The sequence below is a fragment of the Mycobacterium palustre genome (assembly GCF_002101785.1).
In the GTDB taxonomy this organism is placed as follows: domain Bacteria; phylum Actinomycetota; class Actinomycetes; order Mycobacteriales; family Mycobacteriaceae; genus Mycobacterium; species Mycobacterium palustre.
This window is the reverse complement of sequence record NZ_LQPJ01000064.1, coordinates 1-26452: the sequence shown is the minus strand read 5'-3', so window position 1 is coordinate 26452 and position 26452 is coordinate 1. Positions and strand designations below refer to the sequence as shown.

32 protein-coding genes and 1 tRNA gene are annotated in these 26452 nt (G+C 68.5%); 9 read left to right on the top strand and 24 right to left on the bottom strand.

What is annotated here, in order from left to right:
* Window position 1: 1 nt before the first annotated feature.
* The 11 genes from AWC19_RS05265 to AWC19_RS05240 form a co-directional block, all read right to left on the bottom strand.
* Window positions 2–412, bottom strand: coding sequence for a hypothetical protein (locus AWC19_RS05265; RefSeq protein WP_085077020.1), 411 nt, complete (start codon window positions 410–412; stop codon window positions 2–4).
* 33 nt (window positions 413–445) lie between these two features.
* Window positions 446–1000: a hypothetical protein gene (locus AWC19_RS05260; protein ID WP_085077019.1), complete on the bottom strand. Its 555-nt coding sequence runs from the start codon at window positions 998–1000 to the stop codon at window positions 446–448.
* On the bottom strand, window positions 964–1362 hold the full coding sequence (locus AWC19_RS28885; RefSeq protein WP_142281006.1) for a helix-turn-helix domain-containing protein: 399 nt from the start codon (window positions 1360–1362) through the stop codon (window positions 964–966). The genes AWC19_RS05260 and AWC19_RS28885 overlap by 37 nt, the downstream gene beginning before the upstream one ends.
* 128 nt (window positions 1363–1490) lie before the next feature.
* Complete coding sequence (locus AWC19_RS28880; RefSeq protein WP_142281005.1) at window positions 1491–1847, bottom strand: hypothetical protein; 357 nt, start codon at window positions 1845–1847, stop codon at window positions 1491–1493.
* Window positions 1840–2013: a hypothetical protein gene (locus tag AWC19_RS29575; protein WP_158090836.1), complete on the bottom strand. Its 174-nt coding sequence runs from the start codon at window positions 2011–2013 to the stop codon at window positions 1840–1842. Before AWC19_RS29575 ends, AWC19_RS28880 begins: the two co-directional genes overlap by 8 nt.
* The gene (locus tag AWC19_RS05255; RefSeq protein WP_142281004.1) at window positions 2010–2300 is read right to left on the bottom strand and encodes a WhiB family transcriptional regulator; all 291 of its coding nucleotides are present in this window, start codon (window positions 2298–2300) and stop codon (window positions 2010–2012) included. Before AWC19_RS05255 ends, AWC19_RS29575 begins: the two co-directional genes overlap by 4 nt.
* Window positions 2297–2491: a hypothetical protein gene (locus AWC19_RS28875; RefSeq protein ID WP_142281003.1), complete on the bottom strand. Its 195-nt coding sequence runs from the start codon at window positions 2489–2491 to the stop codon at window positions 2297–2299. Before AWC19_RS28875 ends, AWC19_RS05255 begins: the two co-directional genes overlap by 4 nt.
* Entirely contained in the window at window positions 2488–2748 is a 261-nt protein-coding gene (locus AWC19_RS28870; RefSeq protein ID WP_142281002.1) for a hypothetical protein, read from the bottom strand. The genes AWC19_RS28875 and AWC19_RS28870 overlap by 4 nt, the downstream gene beginning before the upstream one ends.
* Window positions 2745–4133 carry an AAA family ATPase gene (locus tag AWC19_RS05250; protein WP_085077017.1) on the bottom strand — a complete coding sequence of 463 codons (1389 nt, stop codon included), beginning with the start codon at window positions 4131–4133 and terminating at the stop codon, window positions 2745–2747. The genes AWC19_RS28870 and AWC19_RS05250 overlap by 4 nt, the downstream gene beginning before the upstream one ends.
* Window positions 4133–4621: a hypothetical protein gene (locus tag AWC19_RS30380; protein WP_245848754.1), complete on the bottom strand. Its 489-nt coding sequence runs from the start codon at window positions 4619–4621 to the stop codon at window positions 4133–4135. The genes AWC19_RS05250 and AWC19_RS30380 overlap by 1 nt, the downstream gene beginning before the upstream one ends.
* Window positions 4621–4839, bottom strand: coding sequence for a helix-turn-helix domain-containing protein (locus tag AWC19_RS05240; RefSeq protein ID WP_085077068.1), 219 nt, complete (start codon window positions 4837–4839; stop codon window positions 4621–4623). The genes AWC19_RS30380 and AWC19_RS05240 overlap by 1 nt, the downstream gene beginning before the upstream one ends.
* Before the next feature lie 147 nt (window positions 4840–4986).
* Here AWC19_RS05240 and AWC19_RS05235 point away from each other — a divergent pair, with 147 nt between their 5' ends.
* Complete coding sequence (locus AWC19_RS05235; protein ID WP_211284853.1) at window positions 4987–5490, top strand: helix-turn-helix domain-containing protein; 504 nt, start codon at window positions 4987–4989, stop codon at window positions 5488–5490.
* A gap of 24 nt (window positions 5491–5514) precedes the next feature.
* Window positions 5515–6669: a tyrosine-type recombinase/integrase gene (locus AWC19_RS05230; RefSeq protein ID WP_085077015.1), complete on the top strand. Its 1155-nt coding sequence runs from the start codon at window positions 5515–5517 to the stop codon at window positions 6667–6669.
* Window positions 6670–6722: 53 nt separating this feature from the next.
* Here the strand turns inward: AWC19_RS05230 and AWC19_RS05225 are convergent.
* Window positions 6723–6806 (bottom strand) — tRNA-Leu (locus AWC19_RS05225).
* Between the two features lie 97 nt (window positions 6807–6903).
* Here AWC19_RS05225 and AWC19_RS05220 point away from each other — a divergent pair.
* Both AWC19_RS05220 and AWC19_RS05215 read left to right on the top strand, forming a co-directional pair.
* The gene (locus AWC19_RS05220) at window positions 6904–7284 is read left to right on the top strand and encodes a hypothetical protein (protein ID WP_085077066.1); all 381 of its coding nucleotides are present in this window, start codon (window positions 6904–6906) and stop codon (window positions 7282–7284) included.
* Window positions 7281–7631 (top strand): DUF3817 domain-containing protein, encoded by a 351-nt coding sequence (locus tag AWC19_RS05215; RefSeq protein ID WP_085077014.1) that lies wholly within the window; start codon window positions 7281–7283, stop codon window positions 7629–7631. Before AWC19_RS05220 ends, AWC19_RS05215 begins: the two co-directional genes overlap by 4 nt.
* 37 nt (window positions 7632–7668) lie before the next feature.
* Here AWC19_RS05215 and rdgB read toward each other — a convergent pair whose 3' ends face one another.
* From rdgB to clpS, 11 genes are all read right to left on the bottom strand, one after another.
* The gene (gene rdgB / locus AWC19_RS05210) at window positions 7669–8286 is read right to left on the bottom strand and encodes an RdgB/HAM1 family non-canonical purine NTP pyrophosphatase (protein ID WP_085077013.1); all 618 of its coding nucleotides are present in this window, start codon (window positions 8284–8286) and stop codon (window positions 7669–7671) included.
* A 65-nt stretch (window positions 8287–8351) separates the two neighbouring features.
* Window positions 8352–9131 carry a ribonuclease PH gene (rph, locus tag AWC19_RS05205; protein WP_085077012.1) on the bottom strand — a complete coding sequence of 260 codons (780 nt, stop codon included), beginning with the start codon at window positions 9129–9131 and terminating at the stop codon, window positions 8352–8354.
* Window positions 9132–9165: 34 nt separating this feature from the next.
* Complete coding sequence (locus tag AWC19_RS05200) at window positions 9166–9936, bottom strand: cyclic nucleotide-degrading phosphodiesterase (RefSeq protein ID WP_085077065.1); 771 nt, start codon at window positions 9934–9936, stop codon at window positions 9166–9168.
* Window positions 9937–10003: 67 nt separating this feature from the next.
* Window positions 10004–10819, bottom strand: coding sequence for a glutamate racemase (gene murI / locus AWC19_RS05195; RefSeq protein WP_085077011.1), 816 nt, complete (start codon window positions 10817–10819; stop codon window positions 10004–10006).
* Window positions 10816–11487, bottom strand: a complete 672-nt coding sequence (locus AWC19_RS05190; RefSeq protein WP_372508608.1) for a rhomboid family intramembrane serine protease — start codon at window positions 11485–11487, stop codon at window positions 10816–10818. Before AWC19_RS05190 ends, murI begins: the two co-directional genes overlap by 4 nt.
* Window positions 11478–12440, bottom strand: coding sequence for a cysteine synthase (locus AWC19_RS05185; RefSeq protein WP_085077010.1), 963 nt, complete (start codon window positions 12438–12440; stop codon window positions 11478–11480). The genes AWC19_RS05190 and AWC19_RS05185 overlap by 10 nt, the downstream gene beginning before the upstream one ends.
* Window positions 12441–12449: 9 nt before the next feature.
* On the bottom strand, window positions 12450–12722 hold the full coding sequence (locus AWC19_RS05180) for a MoaD/ThiS family protein (protein WP_085077009.1): 273 nt from the start codon (window positions 12720–12722) through the stop codon (window positions 12450–12452).
* Between the two features lie 10 nt (window positions 12723–12732).
* Window positions 12733–13146, bottom strand: a complete 414-nt coding sequence (locus AWC19_RS05175) for a M67 family metallopeptidase (protein ID WP_085077008.1) — start codon at window positions 13144–13146, stop codon at window positions 12733–12735.
* Between the two features lie 12 nt (window positions 13147–13158).
* Window positions 13159–14190 (bottom strand): P1 family peptidase, encoded by a 1032-nt coding sequence (locus AWC19_RS05170; protein WP_085077007.1) that lies wholly within the window; start codon window positions 14188–14190, stop codon window positions 13159–13161.
* A gap of 19 nt (window positions 14191–14209) precedes the next feature.
* Entirely contained in the window at window positions 14210–14791 is a 582-nt protein-coding gene (aosR, locus tag AWC19_RS05165; RefSeq protein ID WP_085077006.1) for an oxidative stress transcriptional regulator AosR, read from the bottom strand.
* 25 nt (window positions 14792–14816) lie between these two features.
* On the bottom strand, window positions 14817–15122 hold the full coding sequence (gene clpS / locus AWC19_RS05160; protein ID WP_085077005.1) for an ATP-dependent Clp protease adapter ClpS: 306 nt from the start codon (window positions 15120–15122) through the stop codon (window positions 14817–14819).
* Between the two features lie 54 nt (window positions 15123–15176).
* On the opposite strand from clpS, the gene AWC19_RS05155 reads away from it, so the two are divergent.
* The gene (locus tag AWC19_RS05155; protein ID WP_085077004.1) at window positions 15177–16484 is read left to right on the top strand and encodes a nicotinate phosphoribosyltransferase; all 1308 of its coding nucleotides are present in this window, start codon (window positions 15177–15179) and stop codon (window positions 16482–16484) included.
* A 12-nt stretch (window positions 16485–16496) separates the two neighbouring features.
* Window positions 16497–18500: an ATP-dependent DNA helicase gene (locus AWC19_RS05150; protein ID WP_245848752.1), complete on the top strand. Its 2004-nt coding sequence runs from the start codon at window positions 16497–16499 to the stop codon at window positions 18498–18500.
* Here AWC19_RS05150 and glgP read toward each other — a convergent pair.
* Window positions 18484–21102: an alpha-glucan family phosphorylase gene (glgP, locus tag AWC19_RS05145; RefSeq protein ID WP_085077002.1), complete on the bottom strand. Its 2619-nt coding sequence runs from the start codon at window positions 21100–21102 to the stop codon at window positions 18484–18486. The two genes, AWC19_RS05150 and glgP, sit on opposite strands and share 17 nt — an antisense overlap.
* 321 nt (window positions 21103–21423) lie before the next feature.
* On the opposite strand from glgP, the gene AWC19_RS05140 reads away from it, so the two are divergent.
* The 3 genes from AWC19_RS05140 to AWC19_RS05130 all read left to right on the top strand — a co-directional run.
* A complete protein-coding gene (locus AWC19_RS05140) occupies window positions 21424–23517 on the top strand; it encodes an alpha-1,4-glucan--maltose-1-phosphate maltosyltransferase (RefSeq protein WP_211284852.1) in 2094 nt (697 codons plus the stop codon).
* A 5-nt stretch (window positions 23518–23522) separates the two neighbouring features.
* Complete coding sequence (glgB, locus tag AWC19_RS05135; RefSeq protein ID WP_085077000.1) at window positions 23523–25718, top strand: 1,4-alpha-glucan branching protein GlgB; 2196 nt, start codon at window positions 23523–23525, stop codon at window positions 25716–25718.
* Window positions 25719–25862: 144 nt separating this feature from the next.
* The coding region (locus AWC19_RS05130) for a PE family protein (RefSeq protein WP_142281001.1) at window positions 25863–26452 on the top strand (590 nt) is incomplete at its 3' end.

Below are 26452 nucleotides of genomic sequence, written 5' to 3'. Positions count from 1 at the left end.
ATTACCCGCCGCATGCCTGCTGGCCTGTCCCGGACAGCAGCGCCTTGCGGGCCCGGACCGCCGCCGCGATGGTGTCATTGCCGAACTTATAGCCGGCGCCCCTAAGCGCTTCGCGGGCCTTCGGTGCGCCAACGTCAGCCGGAAGATCGACGATCCCTGCGAGCGCTTCGACGCATTCAGCGAGGCGCTCTTCGGCCGCGTGCGCCACAGCCATAGCCGATCCCTCTTCGGCCGTTGTGATCTCGATCGCCTCGACCATCCCCAGGGCCAGCAGATGCTCTGCCTCCTCATCGGACAGCCACTTGATAACGCCAGGCCCACACCCCGAGCTGTGGTGATAGTGGTGGTGGGTGCTCCCGTTCTGGTCTTTGGCGAGCACGCAATGCGCGATCACCTTGTATGCGGTTGCCATTAGGGTTTACATCTCCTCGGGCTGCAACAGCTCCTAGAAATCTGCCGTCGGGGTTTCCCAGTGCGCGGTGCCGTCGCCGTGCTCGACGAGTCGATGTTTCGGCTTTCCCACGGCGGGTTGTGTGACGAAGACTTCGGGCGGACGGTTGATTCCGTCGCGGATGCCGAGCTTCCAGGCAACACGTTGAAGTTCGGGGTCGGCATTGATCTGGGCGTTCATCTCGTCGACTGGGGTCACCTGAATCCCATCAGGTGTCCCCGGCGCAAAATCCACACCGGTGATCCTGGCGTGCACGTTCGCCATGTCGGCGTCGACCGGCGGCGTCGGCGCAGCTCGCGCCACTCGCTTCGGGCTGAGTGAAGCCAACACCTCACTGGTGCTGTGCCAGTTCGCCCTGAAGGCATCCAGCCAGTAATCGCGGTGTGCGGCGAGGATCTTGCCGCCCGCGATTGCCGCAGCAACATGAGCTTCGGCAGCTTTGTCGATCCGCGCATCGAGCTCAGCGTCGATCGCCGCGTCGTCACTGTCCGCCGGAAGGCCCAGCTTCTCGATCAGCTTCTCCCTGAGCCGTGCTTCGTCGATGGCCATGGATTACCCCTTCTGTCGTGCATCGCGATTGACGCTGGTTCGATCCACCAGCGGCCGCTGATCTTCGATGCGGCCAGGCGACCGCGCTTGCAAAGCCATCTCACTCCGTCCTCTGTGATTCCGAGCCTTGCGGCGGCCGCCTTGACGTCGACCAGGCCGCGCGGGTCCAACGCTAAAACCTCATCAGCCCCAACCACTTCGGCACTCGCGTCAAACCGAGCAGTTACACGAGTGGAGCAGCATCCGATCAGGTCATTGCGCAACGCCACCACACGCGCCGAAAGCACCTGCGGCGCACAACGCACAGCCAACGCGTCAATGACGCCGACCAAATCGGCCGCCGCGGCAAAGCTGATCGTCACGCCACTCGTCACCTGCACCTCGGCCGCGGACAGGTGGCGCACTCCCCCATCAGCCGAAGAAACCGGCCGCCCGCCGCGAGCCAGGCGCTCATGCGCCCGAACAGTCTTCGGTGCGCCATCAAAATTAGCTACCATGCCCAATCCGGCCCCCCAAATCGGGCATCTATCAGCATATCAAATAGCGCGAAATCGCCTATTTCGCAACGCAATTCGCGCCAATCGAGACTCCCAAAACCGTTGACGCACAACAAATTTGCTAGCCGCGAAAATTTCCCCGCAGGAGAAAAAAACTCGTGACGCACCCGCCAAACAAATCCGCCGTGTGTGTAAAAGTCGCGACGTTCGTCGCGGGAGTGGTTGGGGGGGTGGCTGGATATTTTTGGCGGGGTGGTGTTGTGTTGCAGCACAACGGTTTTCGCGTATGCTCTGTGCTCGAATGTTGTTGTGTTGCAACGCATTACGGTGGTTGGAACGCTGTCAGCCATGGCCGGGCTGCTCTCGTTCGCGGTTTATGGAGTCGACGGCCTCGAGGAGTTCGAGCGCTTCGTCGGTGGTGGCGGTGAAGCGGTGCACGCCGATGCGGATCTGTACGCGGTTGTTGCCGCGTGGGAATGCCGCGGCTGTGATGTCGTTCGCGGCGTTGACCCTCATGGTGTGGGTCCTTCGATGGTGGTTGGCTTGCGGATCAGGCTCGGGTGGCTGACCCAGACGCGGCGTTGTCCGGCGAGCACGCCGCTGGCTTCGTTGTGGGCGAGTGTCGAGGCCCAGGCGGCACAGGGTTCACGGGCTGGGCAGCGGCCGCAGAGCTCGGCGGCCTGGCGTGCGGTCTCGTCGTCGGCGGCGTCGAACAGTTCGGGTAGGTCTCGGCATAGGGCGCCGGCCAGTCGTGGAACGCCGCGGCAGATCGCCGCTATCGCATCTGCCCACGGTGCCGTCATGCGATCACTTCCCCGAGTCCGTCGAATAGCAGTGGACGGTTCTCGGCGCATGGTGCGTAGGCCAGCGTGCAGTGGGGGTCGGTGATCACCCAGTGATCGGCTCCGCAGTACGGGCAGTGCGTGATCTCGATCATTTGGCGGCCGTCGCGCAGCCGGCGTCTCTGTACGGCGGTTACGGTCAGACGCTTCACGCTTGAGTCCTTTCGCTGCCGTGGCGGCCTTCCCAGGGCATCTGAGCTTGGATAACGGAGAGCTGGGCACGCAGGGCACGTTTGCCGGGTATGACTGGATGGCGCGCGCGCGTAGGGCGAACCTGCAACTGCGTGCCCTGCGTGCCCGGTGCGCGTTCCTCGTCGGCTTCGTGCCGGTGGCGGCAGAGCGCGCCGGGCAGGCTCGGGACGCCGGCCAGGATCGCGCCGATCGCGTCGGCCCACGGCGCGCTGCTCATGGCTTGGTCTCCTGCTTCGCGCAGGCCGCGTTCCTGGTATCCGAAACCCCACCCCTAAAGGGGTGGTGGGTTTCGTGATTACCTGCGCCGTGATTGACGTGACTGGAAGCGTGAATGATCTGACCTGCGGTTTTACCCTCAGGCGTGAATGACGTGTTTGATTCGTGATTGATTTCAGTCTCGGACGGCGCGTGAATGATCTGACCTGCGGTTTTACCCTTAGCCGTGAATGAAGCGTGATTGATCGGCGGTGCCAGAAACCAGGCCGTCGGCGTGCTGCCTTTAGACGCACCGGAGTAGCCGCCGCGGGTGCCGTCCACGCGGACGAGAACGCCCTCGGTGACTTTCGAATTGAGCCGGCGCCGCGCCTTTTCGACGTCGGCGGCCGACGGCGCGTCCTTCCCCGTAATGGCGGCGGCGGCATCTTTGGCGGTGAGTCCGTCGACACCGGTCGCCTTGACCAGTTCGACCAGATCGACCTGGAAGTCGATGCTCAGAAGTCCGGCCACCTGGTCATGGATGAGCTGGTATGGCCCGACTTCGTCACTGGGTTGCTTCACATGCCGAAACGCAACGATGGGGTCGCCGGGTTCGCCGGTCAGCAAGATGATGCTTCCGCACCCTGAAGTGAGCCAGGTGCTGCCGTACACGTCGGCTACGCCTGTGATGGAAGCGCCACCGGGGCCGCGTTTGGTGGAGTGGTGAAGCTCGAGCAGCTCGCATCCCTGGGCCAGCAGGTGCTGCCGGGCGCGGTTCCATTGCGCGCCCACAGCATCTTCCGACAGCCGTACAGCGGCATCTTTGAGTGAGTCGACGATCACGATTCCCGCTTGGTAGTAGCTGGACATTCGCGCCAACAGGGTTGGGTTGGCGGCTAGGTCGCGTGGCGGCGGCCCTTCCCAAACGGTCAGGCGCTCGCTGAGTACGTCGCGATCGGCGTGGGTGAACTGCCGTTGGAATGAGCGCGCGATCTGCCGCGGCCTATCCATCGCCAAATACAAAATGTTGCAACCTAAGTCGGTCACGGGTAGGCCAAGCACGCAACGGTCACCGAGCCCGAGCAGTCCCGCCGTCAACTGTCCGGCGAGGGTGGTTTTCCCGAGTCCTTGGCCGCCGGCGATCATCAGCGCTTCGCCACGGGCCCACAGGACTTGACCGCCTCTGCCCCAGATTGCGGGGACGCCGACGGGTTGGTCGAGGATGAAACGTGCGCCGTCAACGGCATTGTCGGGATCTGTTGCGGGTGCTGGCGTGACGGCGCCGCGGGGGGCGCCACGATCGTCAGACAGTTCCGCCGCCGGTGCCTCGAATGCGTGGATATCCGTTTGCGCGCGTTGGCGTTCGACGGCAGCCTTCGCGCGCGCTTCAACCGCTGGATCGATCATCAGGCAACGAGGCCGCCTGTCTGCGTCCAGACGCGTTCGGCGAGCTCGCGATCAGATCCGCCATTGCGCCAGAGACGCTGAAGCACCTCAAGATCAACAACAGGAGGTCCGATCGGCAGCGTGCGCTCGATAGCGGCACGCCACGCGTCGACCTGGTGCTCACTGAGCGGGGGCTGCGGCTCCCAACAGCGGCAGCTGATCGGATCTCGCGCGCCGCAACGATTGCAGTGCTGCGGCATGCGCCGCGAAGCTGCCCGCCGTGCCCGTAGTTGCCCCGCGACGTCGGTTGGGCAGATCCGCGGCAGAGGTTTCGGCGTGGCCGGGCGAACGAAGACGCGGCGGCCGTTCGTCGAGGCCGCAGTGGGCAGGCTAGAATCGGCGTCGTTGGGTATGGGTTGTGGTGGCCCTTCAACTTCGACGGCCGGGTCCTGATGCGGGGCCCGGCCGCCGTTTACGTCGGGTGGACCATTCCGGTTCTTCTCGATCATTACGCCGCGCCTCTCGGGTCGTCGGTGCGCCGGCAGCGGTTCCGCTCGATGTACGCCAAGACGTCGCTCTTGGCGTAGAGGACCGTGCGGCCATGCTTTACGAAAGGCACACCGCGGCCGAGGTAGCGGTCTTGGGCGAGACTGTTCGTTGTGGTTCGCATGAGTTCGGCCAGCTCAGGTGCGGTGATGAGTGTTGGGAGCTCATCGAGCGTTAACATCTGCCCCTCCATCTTTGATCGCTTCAGCGATCGATATGATCGCTTGAATTACATCTCTATCATTTGCGGTGTGTGCGGTCAATAGATGAGCTGGGCGAATCAATCAAGCTATTGAGTCTTCATCTTTGATGCCATACAGTGGCGTAGGTGGCAGGCAAGAAGTCAGACCTCGGGCCGACTGGCAGGAGCCTCACCGAGAACGTGAAACGCCTTCGTGAGGAGCGCGGCCTTCCGTACGCGGAGCTGAGTCGGCGCCTGGCTGACATCGGTCGCGAGATCCCGCCGTTAGGTCTGCGGCGAATCGAATCCGGCGAACGCCGTGTCGACGCTGACGATCTGATGGCTTTGGCTGTGGCCCTGGGTGTTTCGCCGATTTCACTGCTGATGCCCGCTAGCGAGACCGGCGAACGCATCGTGGAGGTCACGGGCGTGGACGGCGGTGTTGAATGCCGCCGGCTTTGGCGGTGGCTACAGGCAGAGACCCCGTTGCTCGACGAGAAGACGGCCAGTGCCCGTGACGGTGCTCGCGGTGCGTTCATCGCGTTTGTTGTGCGGGCGCTCCCATCGTGGCGATTGGACGAAATCACCCTTGTCGAGTCTGGTGTCGAGCCGCATGTGAGGCAGTTTGTGCGCGATCGAGATGAAGACTAGCCGGGCGAGGATGGGACGCGACTGATGGCGACGATTAGCAAGTATCAAACCTCAAGCGGTGCAACGCTTTACCGCGTTCGCTACCGCACGCCCGGCCGCGGCGAGACATCGAAACGTGGCTTTCGGACGAAAAGGGACGCCGAGGCGTTCGCCAACACGGTCGAGGTCGACAAGATGACCGGGACGTACATCAAGCCGTCCCTTGGCCGAGTCACGGTCGCCGAACTGGCAACCGACTGGCTCGCGCATAAGAAGCCCCCGGCCACCGCGCCATCGCACTACCGGATGCTGGAAAGCGCGTGGCGGGTGCACGTGGAGCCTGAGTGGGGCTCGGTCAGTGTGGCCGACGTTGACGCGCTCGGCATCGAGTCGTGGATTGCACGGATGGGCGCCAAGGGCGCGGGCGCGACCACCGTGCTGCGGGCCCACGGCGTGTTGGCGGGCATCCTCGCAGCCGCGGTGAAGGGCAAGCGGCTGGCGGCCAACCCGGCCAGGGGCGTGGAGGGTCTGCCTCGCAAGGCGGCCCGGCGCCACGTCTACCTGTCCGCTGACGATGTGCGCCGGCTGGCCGATGAATCCGGCGAGCATCGGGCGCTGGTGTTGGTGTTGGCCTACTGCGGTTTGCGGTGGGGCGAGGCGATCGGGTTGCGGGTATCCGATGTGGAGTTCTTGCGTCGCCGGCTGACGGTTTCGGAGAACGCCGTGCAGCTCGGCGTCAGGCATGCCGTCGGCCCGACGAAGGGCCGCCAGGCGCGGTCGGTGCCGGTGCCCGAGTTCGTGCTGAACGAGTTGTCCCGGCAGTGCAAGGGAAAGGCGCCCGGCGACCTGGTCTTCGCGGGCCGGGAAGGCGGCTATCTTCAGCGGCCGAAGTCTTCGACGGGCTGGTTTCAGGCGGCGGTCAAGCGGGCGAAGGTCCAGAAGGTCACTCCGCACGATCTGCGGCATACGTGCGCGTCGCTGTCGGTGTCGGCCGGGGTGAACGTGCTTGCGCTGCAACGCATGCTCGGCCACAAGTCGGCCAAGATCACGCTCGACACCTACGCCGATCTGTTCGACGACGACCTCGATGCCGTCGCGGTCACACTGCACGCCCGGTACGCCACAGGAGATAACTGTGACTCGCCAAAGTTACTCGCAAGTTGTGGCCAAAATGCGGCCACGGGGCGGCCAGAGAGTTAGCTAGCAAACATGGAAACCCGTGTCTACCAGCGCGAATGCCTGTACCGCACCGGTGCGGGCGGAGGGACTCGAACCCTCACGCTCTTTCGAGCACCGGCACCTAAAACCGGCGCGTATACCGATTTCGCCACGCCCGCAGCGTGCCGATCGTACCGCCCGGCAAGCCCCGCGAGGCCGTCTACCGTGCCCGAGACGAATTCGTCGGGCCACAATCGTGAGCGGTACGGTCAAGTGGTGTCCACCGCCCGTCGTCGCCGGCCCGCGCTGATCGCTTTGGTGATCGTCGCGGCCTGCGGCTGCCTGGCCCTGGGGTGGTGGCAGTGGACCAGGTTTCAGTCCGTCTCGGGCACCTTTCAGAACCTCGGCTATGCCCTGCAGTGGCCCCTGTTCGCCTGGTTCTGCGTCTACGCGTACCGCAAATACGTGCGCTACGAAGAGGACCCGCCCGAACCACGCAGGAGCGGGGAGATGACCGAGATACCGCCCGGGCTGCTGCCGGAGCGGCCCAAGCCGGTGCACCCCCCGCCCGACGATCCCGCGCTGCGGGAGTACAACGCGTATCTGGCCGAGCTCGCCAAGAAGGACGCCGAGAAGGAGAACAGGACCACCGCATGACCACACCCGAGACGCCCGGCACGCCCGCGCCCGCAGCCCCCGCAGACAAGATTCGCACCGCCTTGCTCGGGTACCGGATCATGGCGTGGACGACGGGGCTTTGGCTGATCGCCCTGTGCTACGAGATCGTCTCGCATCTCGCCTTCCACCACGAGATCCGGTGGATCGAAATTGTGCACGGCTGGGTGTATTTCGTCTACGTGCTGGCCGCCTTCAATCTCGCGATCAAGGTCAGGTGGCCGATCGGCAAGACGATCGGAGTGCTGCTGTCGGGCACCATCCCGCTGCTGGGCGTCGTCGTCGAACACTTCCAGACCAAGGACGTCAAGGAGCGCTTCGGGCTTTAACACTCGATCGTCGCCGGAAGGCCTGCGGCGCAAGCGATTACGCGTCCGTCTCGGCAAGCGCCCGCAGCGCCGGAAGCAGCAGCCGCAGCGCGCGGCCCCGGTGCGACACCGCGTCCTTCTCCGCCGGGCTCAGCTCCGCGGCCGTGCGCTCGCCGCCTTCCGGAATGAACACCGGGTCGTAGCCGAACCCGCCGTCACCGCGCGCCTCCCGCGCGATGCTGCCCGGCCACGAGCCGCGCACGACGACCTCCCCGGCCGCCGACACCAGGGCGCACGCGGACACAAACGCCGCCCGCCGCCGCGAGTCGGGAACCTCGCGCAGCTGCGCCAGCAGCAGCGCGGTGTTGGCGGCGTCGTCGCCGTGGTTACCCGACCAACGCGCCGACAGCACGCCGGGCATGCCGTTGAGGGCGGCCACCTCGAGCCCCGAGTCGTCGGCCACCGAGGCCAGGCCCGTCGCGGCGAACGCATCGCGCGCCTTGGCCAGCGCGTTGTCCTCGAAGGTCGCGCCGGTTTCGGGCGCTTCGTAGAACGGCGGCACATCGTTGAGCGACACGAGCGTCAGCCCCGAGAGCCCGGCGCCATCGAGCACCCGGCGCAGTTCGGCCAGCTTCTTGGGGTTGCGGCTGGCAACCAAGAGGCGTGATGATCGCAAGCCCGGCGAAGCCGGGCGCTGGGGACCCCGCGGAGCTGGGGACGGGTCATCACCGTCTGGCACGGTCAGCTGCCGAACGCCTTCGGCGGCGGGGGCCCGTCGGGCAACACGCCCGGGTACGGCAGCGCCAGCGCCTCGCGCTGGGCGGCGAACAACTGATCGAGGGCGGCCAGCGCGACGTCGAGCAATTTGTCCAGCGTCGACCGCGGGAACGTCGCGCCCTCGCCGGTGCCCTGGACCTCCACCAGCGTCCCGGTGTCGGTGGCGACGACGTTCATGTCCACCTCGGCGCGGGCGTCTTCTTCATACGGCAGGTCCACCCGAATCCTGCCGTCGACGACGCCCACGCTGACCGCGGCGATGGCACACGACAGCGGCCGCGGATCGGAAAGCTTGCCCGCCGCCGACAGGTAGGTCACCGCGTCGGCGAGTGCGACATAGGCCCCCGTGATGGCCGCGGTGCGGGTACCGCCGTCGGCCTGCAACACGTCGCAGTCGACGGCAATCGTGTTCTCCCCCAACGCCCTTAGGTCGATGCAGGCCCGCAGCGACCGGCCGATCAGCCGGCTGATCTCCTGCGTGCGCCCGCTTAGCCGGCCCTTGACGGATTCGCGGTCGGAGCGGGTGTGGGTGGCCGACGGCAACATCGCGTATTCGGCCGTGAGCCAACCGAGCCCGGATCCCTTGCGCCAGCGGGGAACCCCCTCGGTGACGCTCGCCGTGCACATGACCTTGGTGTGGCCGAATTCGATCAGGACCGAACCCGCCGGGTGGTCGGTGAATCCGCGGGTGATGACCACCGGGCGAAGCTCGTCGTCGAGGCGGCCGTCTTCTCGTTTGGACACGCGCCAACCCTAACGCGAGCGCTCAGACCCTTTCCTAGCGGCGGACGTCGAACGTTTCGCCGCACACCACCGCGTGCACGGGACCGTCGAACTCGGCCTTGGCCTCGCTGATGACGTCCTCCCGCGAGGTCCACGGCGGAATGTGGGTGAGCAACAACTCGCGCACGCCGGCCTGTTTGGCGACCCGGCCCGCCTCGGTGCCGGACATGTGCAGGGCCGGCGGCCGGTCGGCGGCATGGGTCCAAGAGGCCTCACACAGAAAGACGTCGGCGTCGCGGGCCAGCTCGACGAGTTGATCGCACATGCCGGTGTCGCCGCTGTAGACGAACGACGCGCCGCTGGAATCGGTGATGCGCAAGCCGTAGGACTCGGTGGGGTGGGCGACCACCCGCGGCACCACCTTGAGCGGGCCGAACGTCACCGCCTCGCCGTCGACCCAGTGGTGGACGTCGAAAATGTCCGAGCAGTCGTCGATTTCGCCGCCGTAGGGCGACGACGCGGCCCCCAACCGAGACCAGGTGTCGCTCGGCCCGTACAGCAATTGCTTTCCGGCCGGCTTTTTCGGGTGGTAGCGACGCCACACGAACAGGCCGGGCATGTCCAGGCAGTGATCGGCGTGCAGATGGGACAGCAGCACGTTCACCGAACCCGGGTCGGCGTAGCGCTGCAGCGCGCCGAGAACACCGCCGCCGAAGTCGAGCACCAACGGCGGGGTATCCGGCGCCCGGAGCAGATAACCCGATGCAGGCGAATCCGGACCCACAACGCTGCCGGAGCAGCCGAGCACCGTAATTCGCACGCACACCACTGTGCCATGCCCGACAGCGCGATGGAGAAAACATCGCCGCTTTGGTGTGACGAATCTCTCCGGGCTAACGCACGCCGGAGCGGTGGACGGGCTGCACACCCGTCACCGCGGGCCCCAGGAAACGCGCCGCGAGTTTGGTGAACGCTTCGGGGTCCCCGGTCGCCTCGAACACGCGGGTGGCCGGCGGCGCCTCATGGGGACGCAGCAGGTCCTCCTCGGTCAGCACCCGGACCAATTCCTTGGCGGTTTCCTCGGCGCTGGACACCAGCGTGACGTTGTCGCCCATCGCCAGCTGGATCAGCCCCGACAGCAGCGGATAGTGCGTGCAACCGAGCACCAGGGTGTCGACCTGCGCACGCTGCAGCGGCTCCAGGTAGCCCTCCGCCAGCCCGAGCACCTGCCGCCCGCTCGTCACGCCGCGCTCGACGAAGTCGACGAAACGCGGGCACGCCACCGCGGTGACCTCGGTGTCGCGGGCGGCGGCGAACGCGTCCTGGTAGGCGTGCGAGGCGATCGTCGCCTTGGTGCCGATGACGCCGATGCGCCCGTTGCGGGTGGTGGCGACCGCCCGGCGCACCGCCGGCAGGATCACCTCGACGACGGGAACGTCGTAGCGTTCGCGGGCGTCGCGCAGGCACGCCGCCGACGCCGTGTTGCAGGCGATCACCAGCGCCTTGACGCCGCGGTCGACCAAATCGTCGCCGATGGCCAGCGCGTGCGCGCGGACCTCGGGGATGCGCAACGGACCGTAGGGGCCGTTGGCGGTGTCACCGACGTAGACGATGTCCTCGTCGGGCAGCTGGTCGATGATCGCCCGCGCGACGGTCAGCCCCCCGACGCCGGAGTCGAAGACCCCGACGGGAGCCAATGGCGAGCTCATGTCCTGGTGCGCCGCGCGCCGGTCCTCCTCGGGGCGCGGGCCTTGCGCTCGGGACCGGACAGGACGTAGGCGGCCAGCACGCCGGCGAGCGCGCCGCACAGGTGGCCCTGCCAGGAGACACCGCCGCACTTGTCGAGCACCGGGACGGCGCTGACCAGGATGCCGCCGTAGGCGAACAACACCACCAGGCCGGTGACGATGTCCCAGAACCGGCGCACGAAGATGCCGAACACCAGCAGAAACGTCAGCCAGCCGAAGATCAGGCCCGACGCCCCGATGTGGTCGGACTCGAAGCGGCAGCCGCCCCAGTTGCCGATCAGCCAGGTGCCGAAGCCGCCCACGATCCACACGATCGCCGTCGCCCAGACGAACCGCGACATCCCGGCCAGCGTCATCAGGAAACCCAGCACCAACGCCGGGACGGTGTTGGCCAGCAGGTGCGTCCAGCTCGCGTGCAGGAAGGGCGCCCAGATGATCCCCCACAGGCCGTCGGCCTCCAGCGGCCGGATGCCGTTGCGGTCCAGCGAATGGCCCATCAGCTGATCGATTAGCTCGATGAGGTACAGCAAAGCCACGAAGGTGAGGATCGTGGCCCCGCCGACCATCCAGTGCGGTCGGTTCTTCGTCTGTCTCGCGGGCGCCCTCGGATGTCCGCGCGTCATGCCCATAGCTGCCCTTCTAGAGCGTTTTCGGCGTCGTCCAGGCTACCGCCATAGGCGCCGGTCGAGAGGTACTTCCAGCCGGCGTCGGCGACGACGAAGGCGATGTCGGCGCGCTCCCCGGCCGTCAGCGCGTTGGCACCGATTGCCAGCGCGGCGTGCAGCACGGCACCGGTCGAGATGCCGGCGAAGATGCCCTCCGAGTCCACCAGCTCGCGGGTGCGGCGCACCGCGTCGGCCGCCCCGACGGAGTACCGGGTGGTCAGCACGTCGGGGTCGTAGAGCTCGGGCACGAAGCCCTCGTCGAGGTTGCGCAGCGCGTACACGCCTTCGCCGTAGCGCGGCTCGGCGGCCACGATCTTGACGCCCGGCACCCGCTCGCGCAGGAATCGACCGGTGCCCATCAGCGTGCCGGTGGTGCCCAGGCCGGCGACGAAATGGGTGATCTCGGGCAGGTCGGCAAGCAGCTCGGGGCCGGTGCCGCGGTAGTGCGACTCCGTGTTGGCCGGGTTGCCGTACTGGTAGAGCATCACCCACGACGGGTTGGCCGCGGCGAGTTCCTTGGCGGTGGCCACGGCGGTGTTGGAGCCCCCCGCGGCCGGCGAGAAGATGATCTGCGCGCCGTAGAGCTCGAGCAGCTGGCGCCGTTCCACCGAGGTGTTCTCCGGCATCACGCAGACCAGGCGGTAGCCCTTCAGCCGGGCGGCCATGGCCAGCGAGATGCCGGTGTTCCCGCTTGTCGGCTCGAGGATGGTGGCGCCGGGCGCCAGCAAGCCGTCGGCCTCGGCTTGTTCGATCATGCGCAGCGCCGGCCGGTCCTTGATCGACCCGGTCGGGTTGCGGTCCTCGAGCTTGGCCCACAGCCGCACGTGCGGCTCGCCCGCCCACCGGGGCGACAGCCGCTGCAGCCCGACCAGCGGCGTGTTGCCAAGGGCCGCCAGCAGCGAGTCGTAGCGCGTCATGCGCCCCGCTTACCCACCCGCCACCGCGGGCAGGATGGTGACCGAGTCGCCGTCGGCGATCGAGGTGTCCAGGCCGCCGGAGAACCGCACGTCCTCGTCGTTGACGTAGATGTTGACGAAGCGATGCAGCTTGCCGTTATCGATCAGGCGCTCGGAGATCCCCGAGTAGTTGGCCTCCAGGTCGCTGATCACCGCGCCCAGCGTGTCGCCGCTCGCCGAGACGCGCTTCTCGCCGCCGGTGTGGGGCCGCAGGATGGTCGGGATCGAGACGGTGACGCTCATGTGAGCCTTTCTAGTAGTCCTCGACGATGGTGACAGGTTCCTCGCTGACCGCGCCGTCGACGATGCGGTAGCTGCGCAGCTCGTGGCGGTCCGGGTCGCGGGTGGACACCAGCACGTAGTGCGCGTCGGGCTCGGAGGCGAGGTTGACGTCGGTCCGGCTCGGATACGCCTCGGTCGCGGTGTGCGAGTGATAGATGACGATCGGAGCCTCCCCCGAATCCTCCATCGACCGCCACACCTTGAGCTGCTCGCCCGAGTCGAACCGGTAGAACGTCGGCGAGCGCTCGGCGTTAAGCATCGGGATGTGACGCTCCGGGCGGTCCGAGCCTTCCGGGCCGGCTAGGACGCCGCAGGCCTCGTCGGGGTGGTCGCGGCGCGCGTGGTCGACGATCGCCTCGACCAGGTCGGCGCGGATCACCAGCACGTCTTCCTCCCCTTAGGGCCGTCGGGAGCCGAACGCTCCGGGCAACATGTCGCGGTAGGTGGGTATTCCGGCGACCGATTCGGCGGCCAGCACCCCGACCAGCACGGCGCGGGCCAGGCAGTCGGCGGCGGCCGCGCCCACCTCGGTGACCAGCGCCGCCTCGGGGGAGAACGCGGCGGGCGGGTCGGCCGGCGGCGGCACCTCGACCGCCCCGGTGGCCAGCGCGAACACCGTGTCGCCGTCCAGCGGGGTGTGCGCCGGGCGGATGGTGCGCGCCAGCCCGTCGTGGGCGGCGATCGCGACGCGCCGGCACCCGGCCGGGCTGAGGGCGGCGTCGGTGGCCACCACCGCGACCGTGGTGTTCAGCCGCCTCGATTTCGGCGGCAACTGCGCGAACGCCTCGATCTGCTCGGCTGGCGGCGCGCTCAGCGCGAATTCTTCGATCAGGTCCGCCATCCACGGCAGGCCGGTCGCGCGGTCGACGACGTCGCCGGCGGCGTTGACGGCGACCAGCGCCCCGACGGTCGCACCGGACGGCAGCGTCGTCGACGCCGTCCCGACGCCGCCCTTGAGCACCCCGGCCCGCGCCCCGACCCCGGCACCCACCGTCCCGACGGACACGGCACCGGCGGCCGCCTCGCACGCCGCGTAGCCGAACTCGGCCGTCGGGCGCCGGTCCCAGCCGCCGACCGGCAGGTCGAAGATGGCCGCCGCCGGCACGATCGGCACCACGCCGCCCTCCATCGCCACGCCGCGGTCGCGTTCCTCCAGCCAGCGCATGACGCCGTCGGCGGCGGCCAGCCCGTAGGCGCTGCCGCCCGCGAGCAGCACCGCGTCGACGAACCGCACGGTGTTGACGGGGTCCAGCGCGTCGGTTTCCCGCGTCGCGGGGGCGCCGCCGCGGCAATCGACGCCGCCGACCGTCCCCGGCGGGGCGAGCACCACCGTCACCCCGCGGGCCCACCCGGCGCCCAGCGACGCGTCGGGGTCGAGGAGGTGATGGTGGCCGACCCGGATACCGCCGACGTCGGTGATGGAGTTCATCGCACCGCCGCCGTCGGGGTCATCGGGACCCCATCAGCACCAGGACGAGGTATTCCTGCAGCACGGTCAGCCACTGGTAGACGTCGAAGTGCACGGCCAGCGGGTGGTCGGCCGGCAGGCGCTCCGGCCCTTCCGGCCCGATGTCGAGCATCACCCCCAGCGTCAACCTGATGTCGTTGACCGCGGCGATCCAGGCGTTCGCCTGGCCCTCGGTCAGCTCGAACCGCCCGCCGTTGTCCGGGACGGTGTCCAACAGCTGCTGCGCCGCAACGCGTTTGGCGTCGATGATCTCCGGCTCGTGCAGGCTGCGCAGGGCGGCGTTGAGGCTTTCGGGGCTCTCGCCGGTCAACGGGTCGTCGGCGTCCGGCCGGAAGAAGTCCGGCAGCAGCCGCCGCAGCGTCGGGTCTCGGGGCGGTTCGGAGTTGCCCGTTTTGATCCCGGTGATCTGCTCGAGTTCGTCTGCGGGCGCTGACGATTCACGCTCGTCGAGCAGGCCGATCATCGCGGTGACGAGGTTCTTGAGCAGCGCCGCCTCGTGGGACGCCAAGGCGGACCGAAAACGTGGACCGTTGGCGGTCTCGACGCGCTTCCATTTGCGCACAGAAAGTCCCGGACGACCTCGGAACTCACCGGTCCTGCTGCATCGTCGCCCACAAACCGGCGGCGTGCAGCTTGGACACGTCGACTTCCATGGATTCTCGGCTACCGGCCGACACCACCGCCTTGCCTTCGTTGTGCACCTGCAGCATCAGCTTGGTGGCGTGCGGCTCGCTGTAGCCGAACAACTTCTGGAACACATAGGTCACGTAACTCATCAGGTTGACCGGGTCGTCCCACACGATCGTGACCCACGGAGTCGCCGTGGCGTCTACGGGAGCCGACTCGCGTTGTCCTGTAGTGCCCGGTTTGGTGGGCGCTGACATAACAACCATGGCCCCCACGATACCGAGACGCAGCCCGCCGCCGTCAGCCGTTACCGTTGCGGCATGAATGAGCCGGTCCTGACGGGGCTGCTAACCGACAAATACGAGTTGACGATGCTGGCCGCGGCGCTGCGCGACGGGACCGCCCATCGCCGCACCACGTTCGAACTGTTCGCCCGCCGGCTGCCCGAAGGCCGCCGCTACGGCGTGGTCGCCGGGACGGGCCGGCTGCTGGAAGCGTTGCCGCAGTTCACCTTCGATGACGCCGCGTGCGAGCTGCTTGCGCAGTTCCTCGACTCGGACACGGTGGCGTACCTGCGCGGTTTCCGGTTCGGCGGCGACATCGACGGCTACGCCGAAGGGGAGCTGTATTTCCCGAATTCGCCGGTGCTGTCGGTGACGGGCAGCTTCGCCGAATGCGTGGTGCTCGAAACGCTGGCGCTGTCGATCTTCAACCACGACTCCGCGATCGCGTCCGCGGCGGCGCGCATGGTCAGCGCCGCCGACGGGCGCCCGCTGATCGAGATGGGGTCGCGGCGAACCCACGAACGCGCGGCGGTCGCGGCCGCGCGCGCCGCGTATGTCGCCGGCTTCGCCGCGACCTCCAACCTGGAGGCCCAGCGCCGCTACGGCATTCCCGCCGAGGGCACCTCGGCGCACGCGTTCACGATGCTGCACACCCGCGAGGACGGGCCCGACGAGCTGGCGGCGTTTCGGGCCCAGGTCGACGCGCTGGGCGCCGACACCACGCTGCTGGTGGACACCTACGACGTCACGACCGGCGTGGCCAACGCCGTGGCCGCGGCGGGCGACAAGCTCGGTGCGGTGCGCATCGACTCCGGCGAGCTGGGCGTGCTGGCCCGCCAGGTCCGCGAGCAGCTCGACGGGCTGGGCGCCACGCAAACCAGGATCGTGGTTTCCGGCGATCTCGACGAGTTCAGCATCGCCGCGCTGCGCGCCGAGCCCGTCGACAGCTACGGCGTCGGCACCTCGTTGGTGACCGGTTCCGGCGCGCCGACCGCGAGCATGGTCTACAAGCTGGTCGAGGTCGACGGCATGCCGGTGCAAAAGCGCAGCAGCCACAAGCAATCCACCGGGGGCCGCAAGGAGGCGCTGCGGCTGTCGCGCCCCACCGGGACCATCACCGAAGAGGTGATACACCCCGCCGGCCGGCCGCCGGAGATTACCGACCCGTGCCGGGTGCTGACGACGCCGCTGGTCCGCTCGGGCGAGGTGGTGTCGCCCCCGGACCTCAAGGCGGCGCGCGAGCTGGTGGCGTCCGGCCTGCGCAGCCTGCCGTGGGAGGGGTTGCACCTGTCGCGCGGCGACCCGGCGATCCCGACGACGCAGATCCAGCCCGTACCGAGTTAGCTTGGTCCCGACGTGAGCAGGTCCGTGCCCGAATTGCTCGCCGTCGCGGTGGCCGCGCTGGGCGGCAGCGAGCGGCGCGGCCAGGTGGAGATGGCCCAGGCGGTCGAGCGGGCCTTCGAAACCGGTGAGCACCTGGTCGTGCAGGCCGGCACCGGCACCGGCAAGTCGCTGGCCTACCTGGTGCCCGCGATCGCGCGCGCCGTCGGCGACGACGCCACGGTCGTGGTGTCGACGGCGACGATCGCGCTGCAGCGTCAGCTCGTCGACCGCGACCTGCCGCGGCTGGCCGATTCGCTCGCCGACGCCCTGCCCCGAAGGCCGCGGTTCGCGCTGCTGAAGGGCCGCCGAAACTACCTGTGCCTGAACAAGATTCATAACGGTGGGGCCGACGAGCCGGACGCGGACGAACAACGCCCGCAGGAAGAGCTGTTCGATGCCGTCGCCGCGACCGCGCTGGGCCGCGACGTGCAGCGGCTCACCGCCTGGGCGTCGACGACGGGCACCGGTGACCGCGACGACCTCAAGCCCGGGGTCCCGGACCGGTCCTGGTCCCAGGTGAGCGTTTCGGCGCGCGAATGCCTCGGGCTGGCCCGCTGCCCGTTCGGCACCGAGTGCTTCTCCGAGCGGGCACGCGGGCGGGCCGGCGACGCCGACATCGTCGTCACCAACCACGCGCTGCTGGCCATCGATGCCGTCTCCGAATCGGGGGTGCTGCCCGAGCACTCCCTGCTGGTGGTCGACGAGGCGCACGAGCTGGTCGACCGCGTGACGTCGGTGGCCACCGCGGAGCTGACGCCGGCGACCCTGGGCGTCGCGTCCCGGCGGATCACCCGCTTGGTGGACCCCGAACTGACCCAGCGGCTGGAGGCCACGGCGGCCAACCTGGCCGCCGCGCTGCACAACGCCAGGCCGGGCCGCATCGATCGCCTCGACGACGAGATGGCGACGTACCTGACCGCGCTGCGCGACGTCGCGACCGCGGCGCGCTCGGCGATCGACACCACAGCTGACGCGAAGGCGGCGTCGGCGCGCGCCGAAGCCGTTGCGGCACTGAGCGAAATCTCCGACACCGCGTCGCGGATCCTGACGTCGTTCGGCCCGCCAATCCCGGACCGCACCGACGTCGTTTGGCTCGATCAGGAGGACAACCGGGGCACGCCGCGGCCCGTGCTGCGAGTGGCGCCGCTGTCGGTCGCCGGCTTGCTGCGCAACGAGGTGTTCGCGCGGTCGACCGCGGTGCTCACATCGGCGACGCTGGCGCTCGGCGGGTCCTTCGACGCGATGGCCGGCGCCTGGGGCCTGACCGGCGGGGACGAGCCGGCGAAGTGGCGGGGCCTGGACGTCGGGTCGCCGTTCGAGCACGCCAAGGCCGGGATCCTGTACGTGGCGGCCCATCTGCCGCCCCCGGGCCGCGACGGCACCGGCTCGGCCGAGCAGCTGACCGAGATCGCCGAGCTCGTCGCCGCCGCCGGCGGGCGCACCCTGGGGCTGTTCTCGTCGATGCGGGCCGCCCGCGCCGCCGCCGAGGTTATGCGCGAGCGGCTATCGACGCCGGTGCTGTGCCAGGGCGACGACAGCACCTCCGCGCTGGTCGAGCAGTTCAGCGCCGACCCCGAGACCTCGCTGTTCGGCACGCTGTCGCTGTGGCAGGGCGTCGACGTGCCCGGGCCGTCGCTGTCGCTGGTGCTGATCGACCGGATCCCGTTTCCGCGCCCGGACGACCCGCTGCTGGGCGCGCGGCAGCGCGCGGTGGCCGCGCGCGGCGGCAACGGCTTCATGGCCGTCGCCGCCACCCATGCCGCGCTGCTGCTGGCGCAGGGGTCGGGCCGGCTGCTGCGCCGCGTCAGCGACCGCGGCGTGGTCGCGGTGCTCGACTCCCGAATGGTGACCGCGAGCTACGGCGGCTACCTGTGCGCCTCGCTGCCGCCGTTCTGGCAGACCACCGACCCGGCACAGGTCCGCGCGGCGCTACGGCGCCTGCGCACCTCTAGCGCGGCTGTTAGCGAGCCAACGTGACCAGGCCGAGTTCGTTGCTGGCGTCCAGCAGCGGGTGGTGCGGCAGCACGCGCACGGTGTAGCCGACCGCGCCGGCCAGCGGCAGCGACGTGGTGGTGGAGAAGACCTGGTTGCCGGCCTCGGCGGTGCCGGTGTACGACATCTCCACGGTCACCGGGTTCAGCAGGGCGTCGCTGGCGTCGACCCGGCCCACCACCGCCTGCACCGTGACCTCGTCGGGCCGCAGGCCGGCCAGGTGCACGGTCGCGGTCAGGGTCAACTTCGAGCCGAGCACCGGGATGTCCGGCAGACCGGTGCTGTCGACGTCGGTGATGGTGATCTTGGGCCACGCCTCGCGGACCCGCGCGCGGTAGGCCGCCAGCTCCCGCGCGGCGCCGAACTCCCCGTCGTGTTCGTCGCCCGGCGCGACGGTCTTGCGCAGCGACCGTGCCGCCGGGGTGTAGTACTGCTCGACGTAGTCGCGCACCATGCGCGAGGCCAGCACCTTCGGGCCGAGGGTTTGCAAGGTATGGCGGACCATTTCGATCCACCGGGGCGGCACGCCCTGCTCGTCGCGCTCGTAGAACTTCGGCGCCACGGCCTGCTCCAAAAGGTTGTAGAGCCCCGCGGATTCCAGGTCGTCGCGACGTGACTCGTCGGCGACGCCGTCGGCAGACGGTATCTCCCAACCGTTTTCGCCGTCGTAGCACTCGTCCCACCAGCCGTCGCGGATGGACAGGTTCAGCCCGCCGTTGAGCGCGCTCTTCATCCCCGAGGTGCCGCAGGCCTCCAGGGGGCGCAGCGGGTTGTTCAGCCACACGTCGCAGCCCCAATACAGCAGCCGGGCCATCGACATGTCGTAGTCGGGCAAAAACGCGATACGGTGGCGCACCTCGGGGCGGTCGGCGAACCGCACCACCTGCTGGATCAGCGCCTTGCCGCCGTCGTCGGCCGGGTGCGACTTGCCCGCGACGATCAGCTGAATCGGCCGTTCCTCGTTGAGCAGCAGCCGCTCCAGCCGCTCGGGATCGCGCAGCATCAGCGTCAGCCGCTTGTAGGTCGGCACCCGCCGCGCGAACCCGACGGTTAGCACGTTCGGATCGAAAGCCGTTGCTATCCAACCCAATTCGGCGTCCGAGGCACCCCGCTCCAGCCAGGAGCTGCGCAACCTCCGCCGGACGTCCTCCACGAGCTGCGAACGCAGCTGCGAGCGGATCCACCACAAGTGGCCCGCGTCGACCTGCTGCAGGCGCAGCCACACGCCCGGGTCGCCGAACGAATCCGAGCCCGCCAGCTCGCGGCCCAGCTGCAGCCACTGCGGGGCCGCCCAGGTGCGCGCGTGCACGCCGTTGGTGATCGACCCGATCGGCACCTCGCCCGGGTCGAACCCCGGCCACAGCTCGTTGAACATGGCCCGGCTCACCCGGCCGTGCAGCAGCGAGACGCCGTTGGCGCGCTGGGCCAGCCGCAGGCCCATGTGCGCCATGTTGAACTTGGTCGGATCGTCCTCGGCGCCCAGGGCGAGGATCCGAGCGGTCGGCACGCCGGGCAGCAGCGCGGGCGCATCGGTCTCGTCGGGCGTGCCGTCGAGGTGGTCGTCGAAGTACAGCCGCACCATGTCGAGGGGGAACCGGTCGATGCCGGCGGGCACCGGGGTGTGCGTGGTGAACACGGTGCTGGAGCGCACCACCGTCAGCGCCGTCTCGAAGTCCAATCCCGAATCAGTCATCAGCTCGCGGATGCGTTCCGCCCCCAGAAAGCCGGCGTGCCCCTCGTTCATGTGGAACACCTCGGGTGCGGGCAGCCCTTCGATGGCCGTGAACGCGCGGATCGCGCGCACCCCGCCGATGCCGGCCAGGATCTCCTGGCGCATCCGGTGCTCCTGGTCGCCGCCGTAGAGGCGGTCGGTGACGCTGCGCAGTTCGTGTTCGTTCTCCGGGACGTCGGAGTCCAGCAGCAACAGCGGGACGCGACCCACCTGCGCGACCCAGATCCGCGCCCGAAGTTGCGCGGAATCGGGGAGCGTGAGCTCCACCAGCGCGGGATCACCCGTGGCGTCGGTCAGCAACCGCAGCGGCAGCCCCTGCGGGTCGAGCGAAGGGTAGGTCTCGTTCTGCCAGCCGTCGGCGGTCAGCGACTGCCGGAAGTAGCCGGAACGGTAGTACAGGCCGACCGCGATCAGCGGGACCCCCAGATCGGACGCCGACTTCAGGTGGTCACCGGCCAGAATCCCCAGCCCGCCGGAGTAGTTGGGCAGCACCTCGGCGACGCCGAACTCCATCGAGAAGTACGCGATCGCGGCCGGCATCGTGGCGTCGTGGTGCTGGCGCTGCTGGTACCACAGCGGACGGCTCAGGTAATCGTCCAGGTCGGCCGCCAGGGCGTCGAGCCGGCCCAGGAAGCCTTCGTCGAGCGCCAGCTCGTCGAGCCGCGCCGGGTTCACCGCCCCGAGCAACGCGACCGGGTCGCAGCCGCACCGCGCCCACAGCGCGGGATCGATGGTCTCGAACAGGGCCTGTGTCGGCCTATCCCACGACCACCTCAGGTTCATCGACAAGTGATCCAGCGCGGCCAGACGCTCGGGCAGATGAGCGCGGACGGTAAAGCGGCGAAGGGCTTTCACACGTCACTACCTTACTGAGCATCGCGAGGCCCGCAGGACGACCGCCCGACGAGTGTGACCGAACACTAGGGTGGGTATCGGGTAGTTATTGGGGCCGCAACGGTGCTTCCTCAACTCCCACGAAGTCCCCACGACAGGAAGTTTCTAGACGCGAGCATTCCGCGACGAAGCACCGCGGTGACCGCCCACAATCGGACATCCCGGTGACGATGCGGCCCGCGCGGCGGGGCGAGGAGGAACCGGAAAGATCGAACGCCGACGGTGACGATGCGGCCCGCGTGGCGGGGCGAGGAGGAACCGGAGAGATCGAACGGAGTGGTTGTGCCCGGTCGTGTCGAGATCGATAACGTCGCGCCCGTCGTGTCGTGTGGCGCCTACCCAGCCAAGGCCGTGGTCGGTGAGATCGTCCCGGTCAGCGCCGCGGTATGGCGCGAGGGCCACGAGGCGGTCGCGGCGACCCTGGTCGTGCGCTACCTCGGGCCCCGCTACCCACAGGTTGCCGAAACGCGGCGCATCAAGGCGGTCCAGGCACCGGAGCGGCCCGCGGCCACGCTGGACGGCAAGGCCGCCGAGCAACGGGTCAAGCCGTTGCTGCTTCCCATGACCGAGGGCCTCGAGCCCTACGTGTTCCACGGCCAGTTCACCCCGGATCGGGTAGGGCTGTGGACCTTCCGCGTCGACGGGTGGGGCGACCCCATCCGCACCTGGCGGCACGGGCTGGTCGCCAAGCTGGAGGCCGGCCAGGGCGAGACGGAACTGTCCAACGACCTGCTGGTCGGGGCCGCGTTGTTCGAGCGGGCGGCGACCGGGGTGCCGCGGGCCCGCCGCGATCCGCTGATCAGCGCCGCCAAGGCGCTGCGCACCCCCGGGGATCCGGTGACGCGCACCGCGCTGGCGCTGTCGGCCGAGATCGAAGAGCTGTTGGCGGCTTTCCCGTTGCGCGATCTGGTGACGCGAGGCGAACAGTACGGTGTGTGGGTCGATCGGCCGCTGGCCCGGTTCGGCTCGTGGTACGAGATGTTCCCGCGGTCCACCGGCGGGTGGGACGCCGACGGCAGGCCCGTGCACGGCACGTTCGCCACCGCGGCCGCCCAGCTTCCGCGGATCGCCGACATGGGGTTCGACGTCGTCTACCTGCCGCCGATCCACCCGATCGGCAAGGTGCACCGCAAGGGCCGCAACAACTCCCCCACCGCCGCGCCCGGCGATGTGGGGTCGCCGTGGGCGATCGGCAGCGACGAGGGCGGCCACGACGCCGTTCACCCGCAGCTCGGCACGATCGACGACTTCGACGACTTCGTCGCCGCCGCCCGCGATCTCGGCATGGAGGTAGCCCTGGACTTGGCGCTGCAGTGCGCGCCCGATCACCCCTGGGCCCGCGAACACCGGCAGTGGTTCACCGAGTTGCCGGACGGCACCATCGCCTACGCGGAGAACCCGCCGAAGAAATACCAGGACATCTATCCGCTCAACTTCGACAACGACCCGGCGGGCCTTTACGACGAGGTGCTGCGCGTCGTCTTGCACTGGGTCGACCACGGCGTCAAGTTCTTCCGCGTCGACAACCCCCACACCAAGCCACCCGACTTCTGGGCCTGGCTGATCGCTCAGGTCAAGGACCGAGATCCCGACGTGCTGTTCCTGTCCGAGGCCTTCACGCCGCCGGCCCGCCAGTACGGCCTGGCCAAACTGGGTTTTACGCAGTCCTACACGTACTTCACCTGGCGCACCGCCAAGTGGGAGCTCACCGAGTTCGGCAACGACATCGCCGCGCTGGCCGACTTCCGCCGGCCGAACCTGTTCGTCAACACCCCCGACATCCTGCACGCGGTGCTGCAGCACAACGGCCCGGGCATGTTCGCCATCCGCGCGGTGCTGGCGGCGACCATGGGTCCGGCCTGGGGCGTGTACTCGGGCTACGAGCTGTTCGAGCACCGCGCAGTGCGCGAGGGCAGCGAGGAGTACCTGGATTCGGAGAAATACGAGTTGCGTCCGCGCGACTTTGCGGGCGCTCTCGCCGCCGGTAGATCGCTGGAGCCATTCATCAAGCAGCTCAACATGATTCGCCGCGTGCATCCCGCGCTGCAGCAGCTGCGCACCCTCCACTTCCACAGCGTGGACAACGACGCGCTGCTGGCCTACAGCAAGTTCGATCCGGCCACCGGCGACTGCGTCCTGGTGGTGGTGACGCTTAACGCGTTCGGCCCCGAGGAAGCGACGCTGTGGTTAGACATGGCGGCATTGGGTATGGAGCCCTATGAGCGGTTCTGGGTGCGCGACGAGATCACCGGCCAGGAATACCAGTGGGGGGCGGCCAATTACGTGCGATTGGATCCCGGGCGGGCGGTCGCCCACATCATCAACATGCCCCTGGTGCCGCAGGAATCCCGAATGACATTGCTGCGCAGGAGGTGACGCGCATGAGTCGAACCGAACAACTCGCCAGTCCGCACCTGGCACCCGACCCGTCGGACCTGGCGCGCCTGGTGGCCGGTGCGCATCACAACCCGCACGGCGTCCTCGGCGCCCACGAGTACGACGACCACACCGTGGTCCGGGCGTACCGCCCGCACGCGCGCCGAGTGGTCGCCCTGGTCGGCGACGACCGGTTCGAATTGCAGCACATCGAAGCGGGGCTGTTCGCCGTGGCGCTGCCGTTCGTGAACCTGATCGACTACCGACTCGAGATCACCTACGAGGGCGCCGACCCCTACGTCGTCGCCGACGCCTACCGCTTCCTGCCCACCCTCGGCGAGATGGACCTGCATCTGTTCAACGAGGGCCGCCACGAGCGGCTCTGGGACGTCCTTGGGGCGCACCCGCGCTCGTTCACCACCGCCGACGGTGTCGTCACCGGGGTGTCGTTCGCGGTGTGGGCGCCCAACGCGAAGGGCGTCAGCCTGATCGGCGAGTTCAACGGCTGGACCGGCAGCGACGCCCCGATGCGGGTGCTCGGTTCGTCGGGGGTCTGGGAGCTGTTCTGGCCCGGCTTCCCGATGGGTGGGCTCTACAAGTTCCGCGTGCACGGGGCCGACGGCGCCGTCACCGAGCGGGCCGACCCCTTCGCCTTCGCCACCGAGGTGCCGCCGCACACCGCCTCACGGGTGACGCTCAGCGAGTACACCTGGCACGACGCCGACTGGATGGCGCAGCGCGCGCAGCGCAACCCGGTGTTCGAGCCGATGAGCACCTACGAAGTCCACCTGGGCTCGTGGCGGCCCGGGCTGAGCTATCGCGACCTCGCCCACCAGCTGACGGCCTACGTCGTCGAGCACGGGTTTACCCATGTCGAGCTGCTGCCGGTCGCCGAGCACCCGTTCGCCGGGTCGTGGGGCTACCAGGTCACGTCCTACTACGCGCCCACGTCACGATTCGGCACGCCCGACGATTTCCGGGCCCTGGTCGACGCCCTGCACCAGGCTGGCATCGGCGTCATCGTCGACTGGGTGCCAGCCCACTTCCCGAAGGACGCCTGGGCGCTGGGGCGGTTCGACGGCACCCCGCTCTACGAGCACTCCGACCCCAAGCGCGGCGAGCAACTCGACTGGGGCACTTACGTTTTCGACTTCGGCCGCCCGGAGGTGCGCAACTTTTTGGTGGCCAACGCGCTGTACTGGCTAGAAGAGTACCACATCGACGGGCTGCGGGTCGACGCGGTCGCGTCGATGCTGTATTTGGACTACTCGCGTCCCGAGGGCGGCTGGACGCCGAACGCCTACGGTGGACGGGAAAATTTGGAGGCGGTCCAGTTCCTGCAGGAGATGAACGCGACCGCGCACAAGGCGGCACCGGGCATCGTCACCGTGGCCGAGGAGTCGACGTCGTGGCCCGGCGTGACGCGGCCGACAAACCTTGGCGGCCTTGGATTTTCGATGAAGTGGAACATGGGCTGGATGCACGACACGCTGGACTACATCAGCCGTGACCCGATCTACCGCAGCTACCACCACCACGAGATGACGTTCTCGATGCTGTATGCATTCAGCGAGAACTACGTGCTGCCGATCAGCCACGACGAGGTGGTGCACGGCAAGGGCACGCTGTGGGGCCGGATGCCGGGCAACAACCACGTCAAGGCCGCCGGCCTGCGCAGTTTGCTCGCGTATCAATGGGCCCACCCGGGCAAGCAGCTCCTTTTCATGGGCCAGGAATTCGGCCAGCGGGCCGAATGGTCGGAGCAAAACGGCTTGGATTGGTGGCAGCTCGACGAGCAAGGCTTTTCCAATGGCATTTTGCGCCTGGTACGCGATATCAACGCCATCTATCGCAGCCGCCCGGCGCTGTGGAGTCAAGACACCATTCCCGAGGGCTATTCCTGGATCGACGCCAACGACTCGGCCAACAACGTGCTGAGTTTTCTGCGTTACGGCAGTGACGGTTCGGTAATGGCCTGCGTGTTCAATTTCGCGGGGGCCGAGCACAGCGGCTACCGGCTGGGCCTACCGTCTGCCGGGCGCTGGCGCGAGGTGCTTAACACCGACGCGACGGCCTACAACGGCTCCGGAATCGGCAACATGGGCGGCGTCGACGCCACCGAGGACCCGTGGCACGGCCGCCCGGCGTCCGCGGTGCTGGTGCTGCCGCCGACCTCGGCGTTGTGGCTGGAGCCCGAATAAGTCACGCGGCGGTAGATAACAATTTCATTTGTCAGCTATTTACACGTGCGCGTATCGCGATATGATTCGCTGCCTATTCGCTATTGATGATGACCGCAGCTCGGTCATCATCGGCGGCTGGTTTGACCCGCTGGGAGGCGACGGATGTCATTTGTGTTCGCGGTACCTGAAACGGTTTCGGCGGCGGCTTCGAATTTGGCAACTATTGGGTCGACAATCAGCACGGCCGCCGCAAACGCCGCGGCTCCGACGACCGGCCTGGTGCCCGCGGCCGCCGATGAGGTGTCCGCCGGCGTCGCCGCGCTGTTTTCCTCGCACGCCCGCGAGTACCAAGCAATCATCGCGCAGGTGGAGGCCTTCCATTCGCAGTTCGTGACGACGCTGAACGCGGGCGGGGCGTCCTACGCCGCCACCGAGGCGGCCAACGCGTCGCCGCTGCAGCAGCTGCTCAACGTGATCAACACGCCCACCGAGTTGATCGCGGGCCGCCCGCTGATCGGCAACGGCGCCAACGCGGCACCCGGTAGCGGGGCTGCCGGCCAGGCCGGCGGAATCCTGATCGGCAATGGCGGCGCCGGCGGGTCCGGCGCTCCCGGCCAGCCCGGCGGTCAGGGCGGGCCCGCGGGGCTGTTCGGCACCGGCGGGGCCGGCGGCGCCGGTGGCGCTGCGGCTACCCCCACGGGCAACGGCGCGGCCGGCGGGGCCGGCGGCCGCGGCGGCCTGCTGTGGGGGGC

Excerpts from the sequence above, each read along its gene's own strand:
- AWC19_RS05265 (WP_085077020.1), bottom strand. The coding sequence starts at position 412 with ATGGCAACCGCATACAAGGTGATCGCGCATTGCGTGCTCGCCAAAGAC.
- AWC19_RS05260 (WP_085077019.1), bottom strand. The coding sequence starts at position 1,000 with ATGGCCATCGACGAAGCACGGCTCAGGGAGAAGCTGATCGAGAAGCTG.
- AWC19_RS28880 (WP_142281005.1), bottom strand. The coding sequence starts at position 1,847 with ATGGCTGACAGCGTTCCAACCACCGTAATGCGTTGCAACACAACAACA.
- AWC19_RS29575 (WP_158090836.1), bottom strand. The coding sequence starts at position 2,013 with ATGAGGGTCAACGCCGCGAACGACATCACAGCCGCGGCATTCCCACGC.
- AWC19_RS05255 (WP_142281004.1), bottom strand. The coding sequence starts at position 2,300 with ATGACGGCACCGTGGGCAGATGCGATAGCGGCGATCTGCCGCGGCGTT.
- AWC19_RS28870 (WP_142281002.1), bottom strand. The coding sequence starts at position 2,748 with ATGAGCAGCGCGCCGTGGGCCGACGCGATCGGCGCGATCCTGGCCGGC.
- AWC19_RS05250 (WP_085077017.1), bottom strand. The coding sequence starts at position 4,133 with ATGATCGATCCAGCGGTTGAAGCGCGCGCGAAGGCTGCCGTCGAACGC.
- AWC19_RS30380 (WP_245848754.1), bottom strand. The coding sequence starts at position 4,621 with ATGATCGAGAAGAACCGGAATGGTCCACCCGACGTAAACGGCGGCCGG.
- AWC19_RS05240 (WP_085077068.1), bottom strand. The coding sequence starts at position 4,839 with ATGTTAACGCTCGATGAGCTCCCAACACTCATCACCGCACCTGAGCTG.
- AWC19_RS05230 (WP_085077015.1), top strand. The coding sequence starts at position 5,515 with ATGGCGACGATTAGCAAGTATCAAACCTCAAGCGGTGCAACGCTTTAC.
- AWC19_RS05215 (WP_085077014.1), top strand. The coding sequence starts at position 7,281 with ATGACCACACCCGAGACGCCCGGCACGCCCGCGCCCGCAGCCCCCGCA.
- murI (WP_085077011.1), bottom strand. The coding sequence starts at position 10,819 with ATGAGCTCGCCATTGGCTCCCGTCGGGGTCTTCGACTCCGGCGTCGGG.
- AWC19_RS05190 (WP_372508608.1), bottom strand. The coding sequence starts at position 11,487 with ATGGGCATGACGCGCGGACATCCGAGGGCGCCCGCGAGACAGACGAAG.
- AWC19_RS05185 (WP_085077010.1), bottom strand. The coding sequence starts at position 12,440 with ATGACGCGCTACGACTCGCTGCTGGCGGCCCTTGGCAACACGCCGCTG.
- AWC19_RS05180 (WP_085077009.1), bottom strand. The coding sequence starts at position 12,722 with ATGAGCGTCACCGTCTCGATCCCGACCATCCTGCGGCCCCACACCGGC.
- AWC19_RS05170 (WP_085077007.1), bottom strand. The coding sequence starts at position 14,190 with ATGAACTCCATCACCGACGTCGGCGGTATCCGGGTCGGCCACCATCAC.
- clpS (WP_085077005.1), bottom strand. The coding sequence starts at position 15,122 with ATGGTTGTTATGTCAGCGCCCACCAAACCGGGCACTACAGGACAACGC.
- AWC19_RS05155 (WP_085077004.1), top strand. The coding sequence starts at position 15,177 with ATGAATGAGCCGGTCCTGACGGGGCTGCTAACCGACAAATACGAGTTG.
- glgB (WP_085077000.1), top strand. The coding sequence starts at position 23,523 with ATGAGTCGAACCGAACAACTCGCCAGTCCGCACCTGGCACCCGACCCG.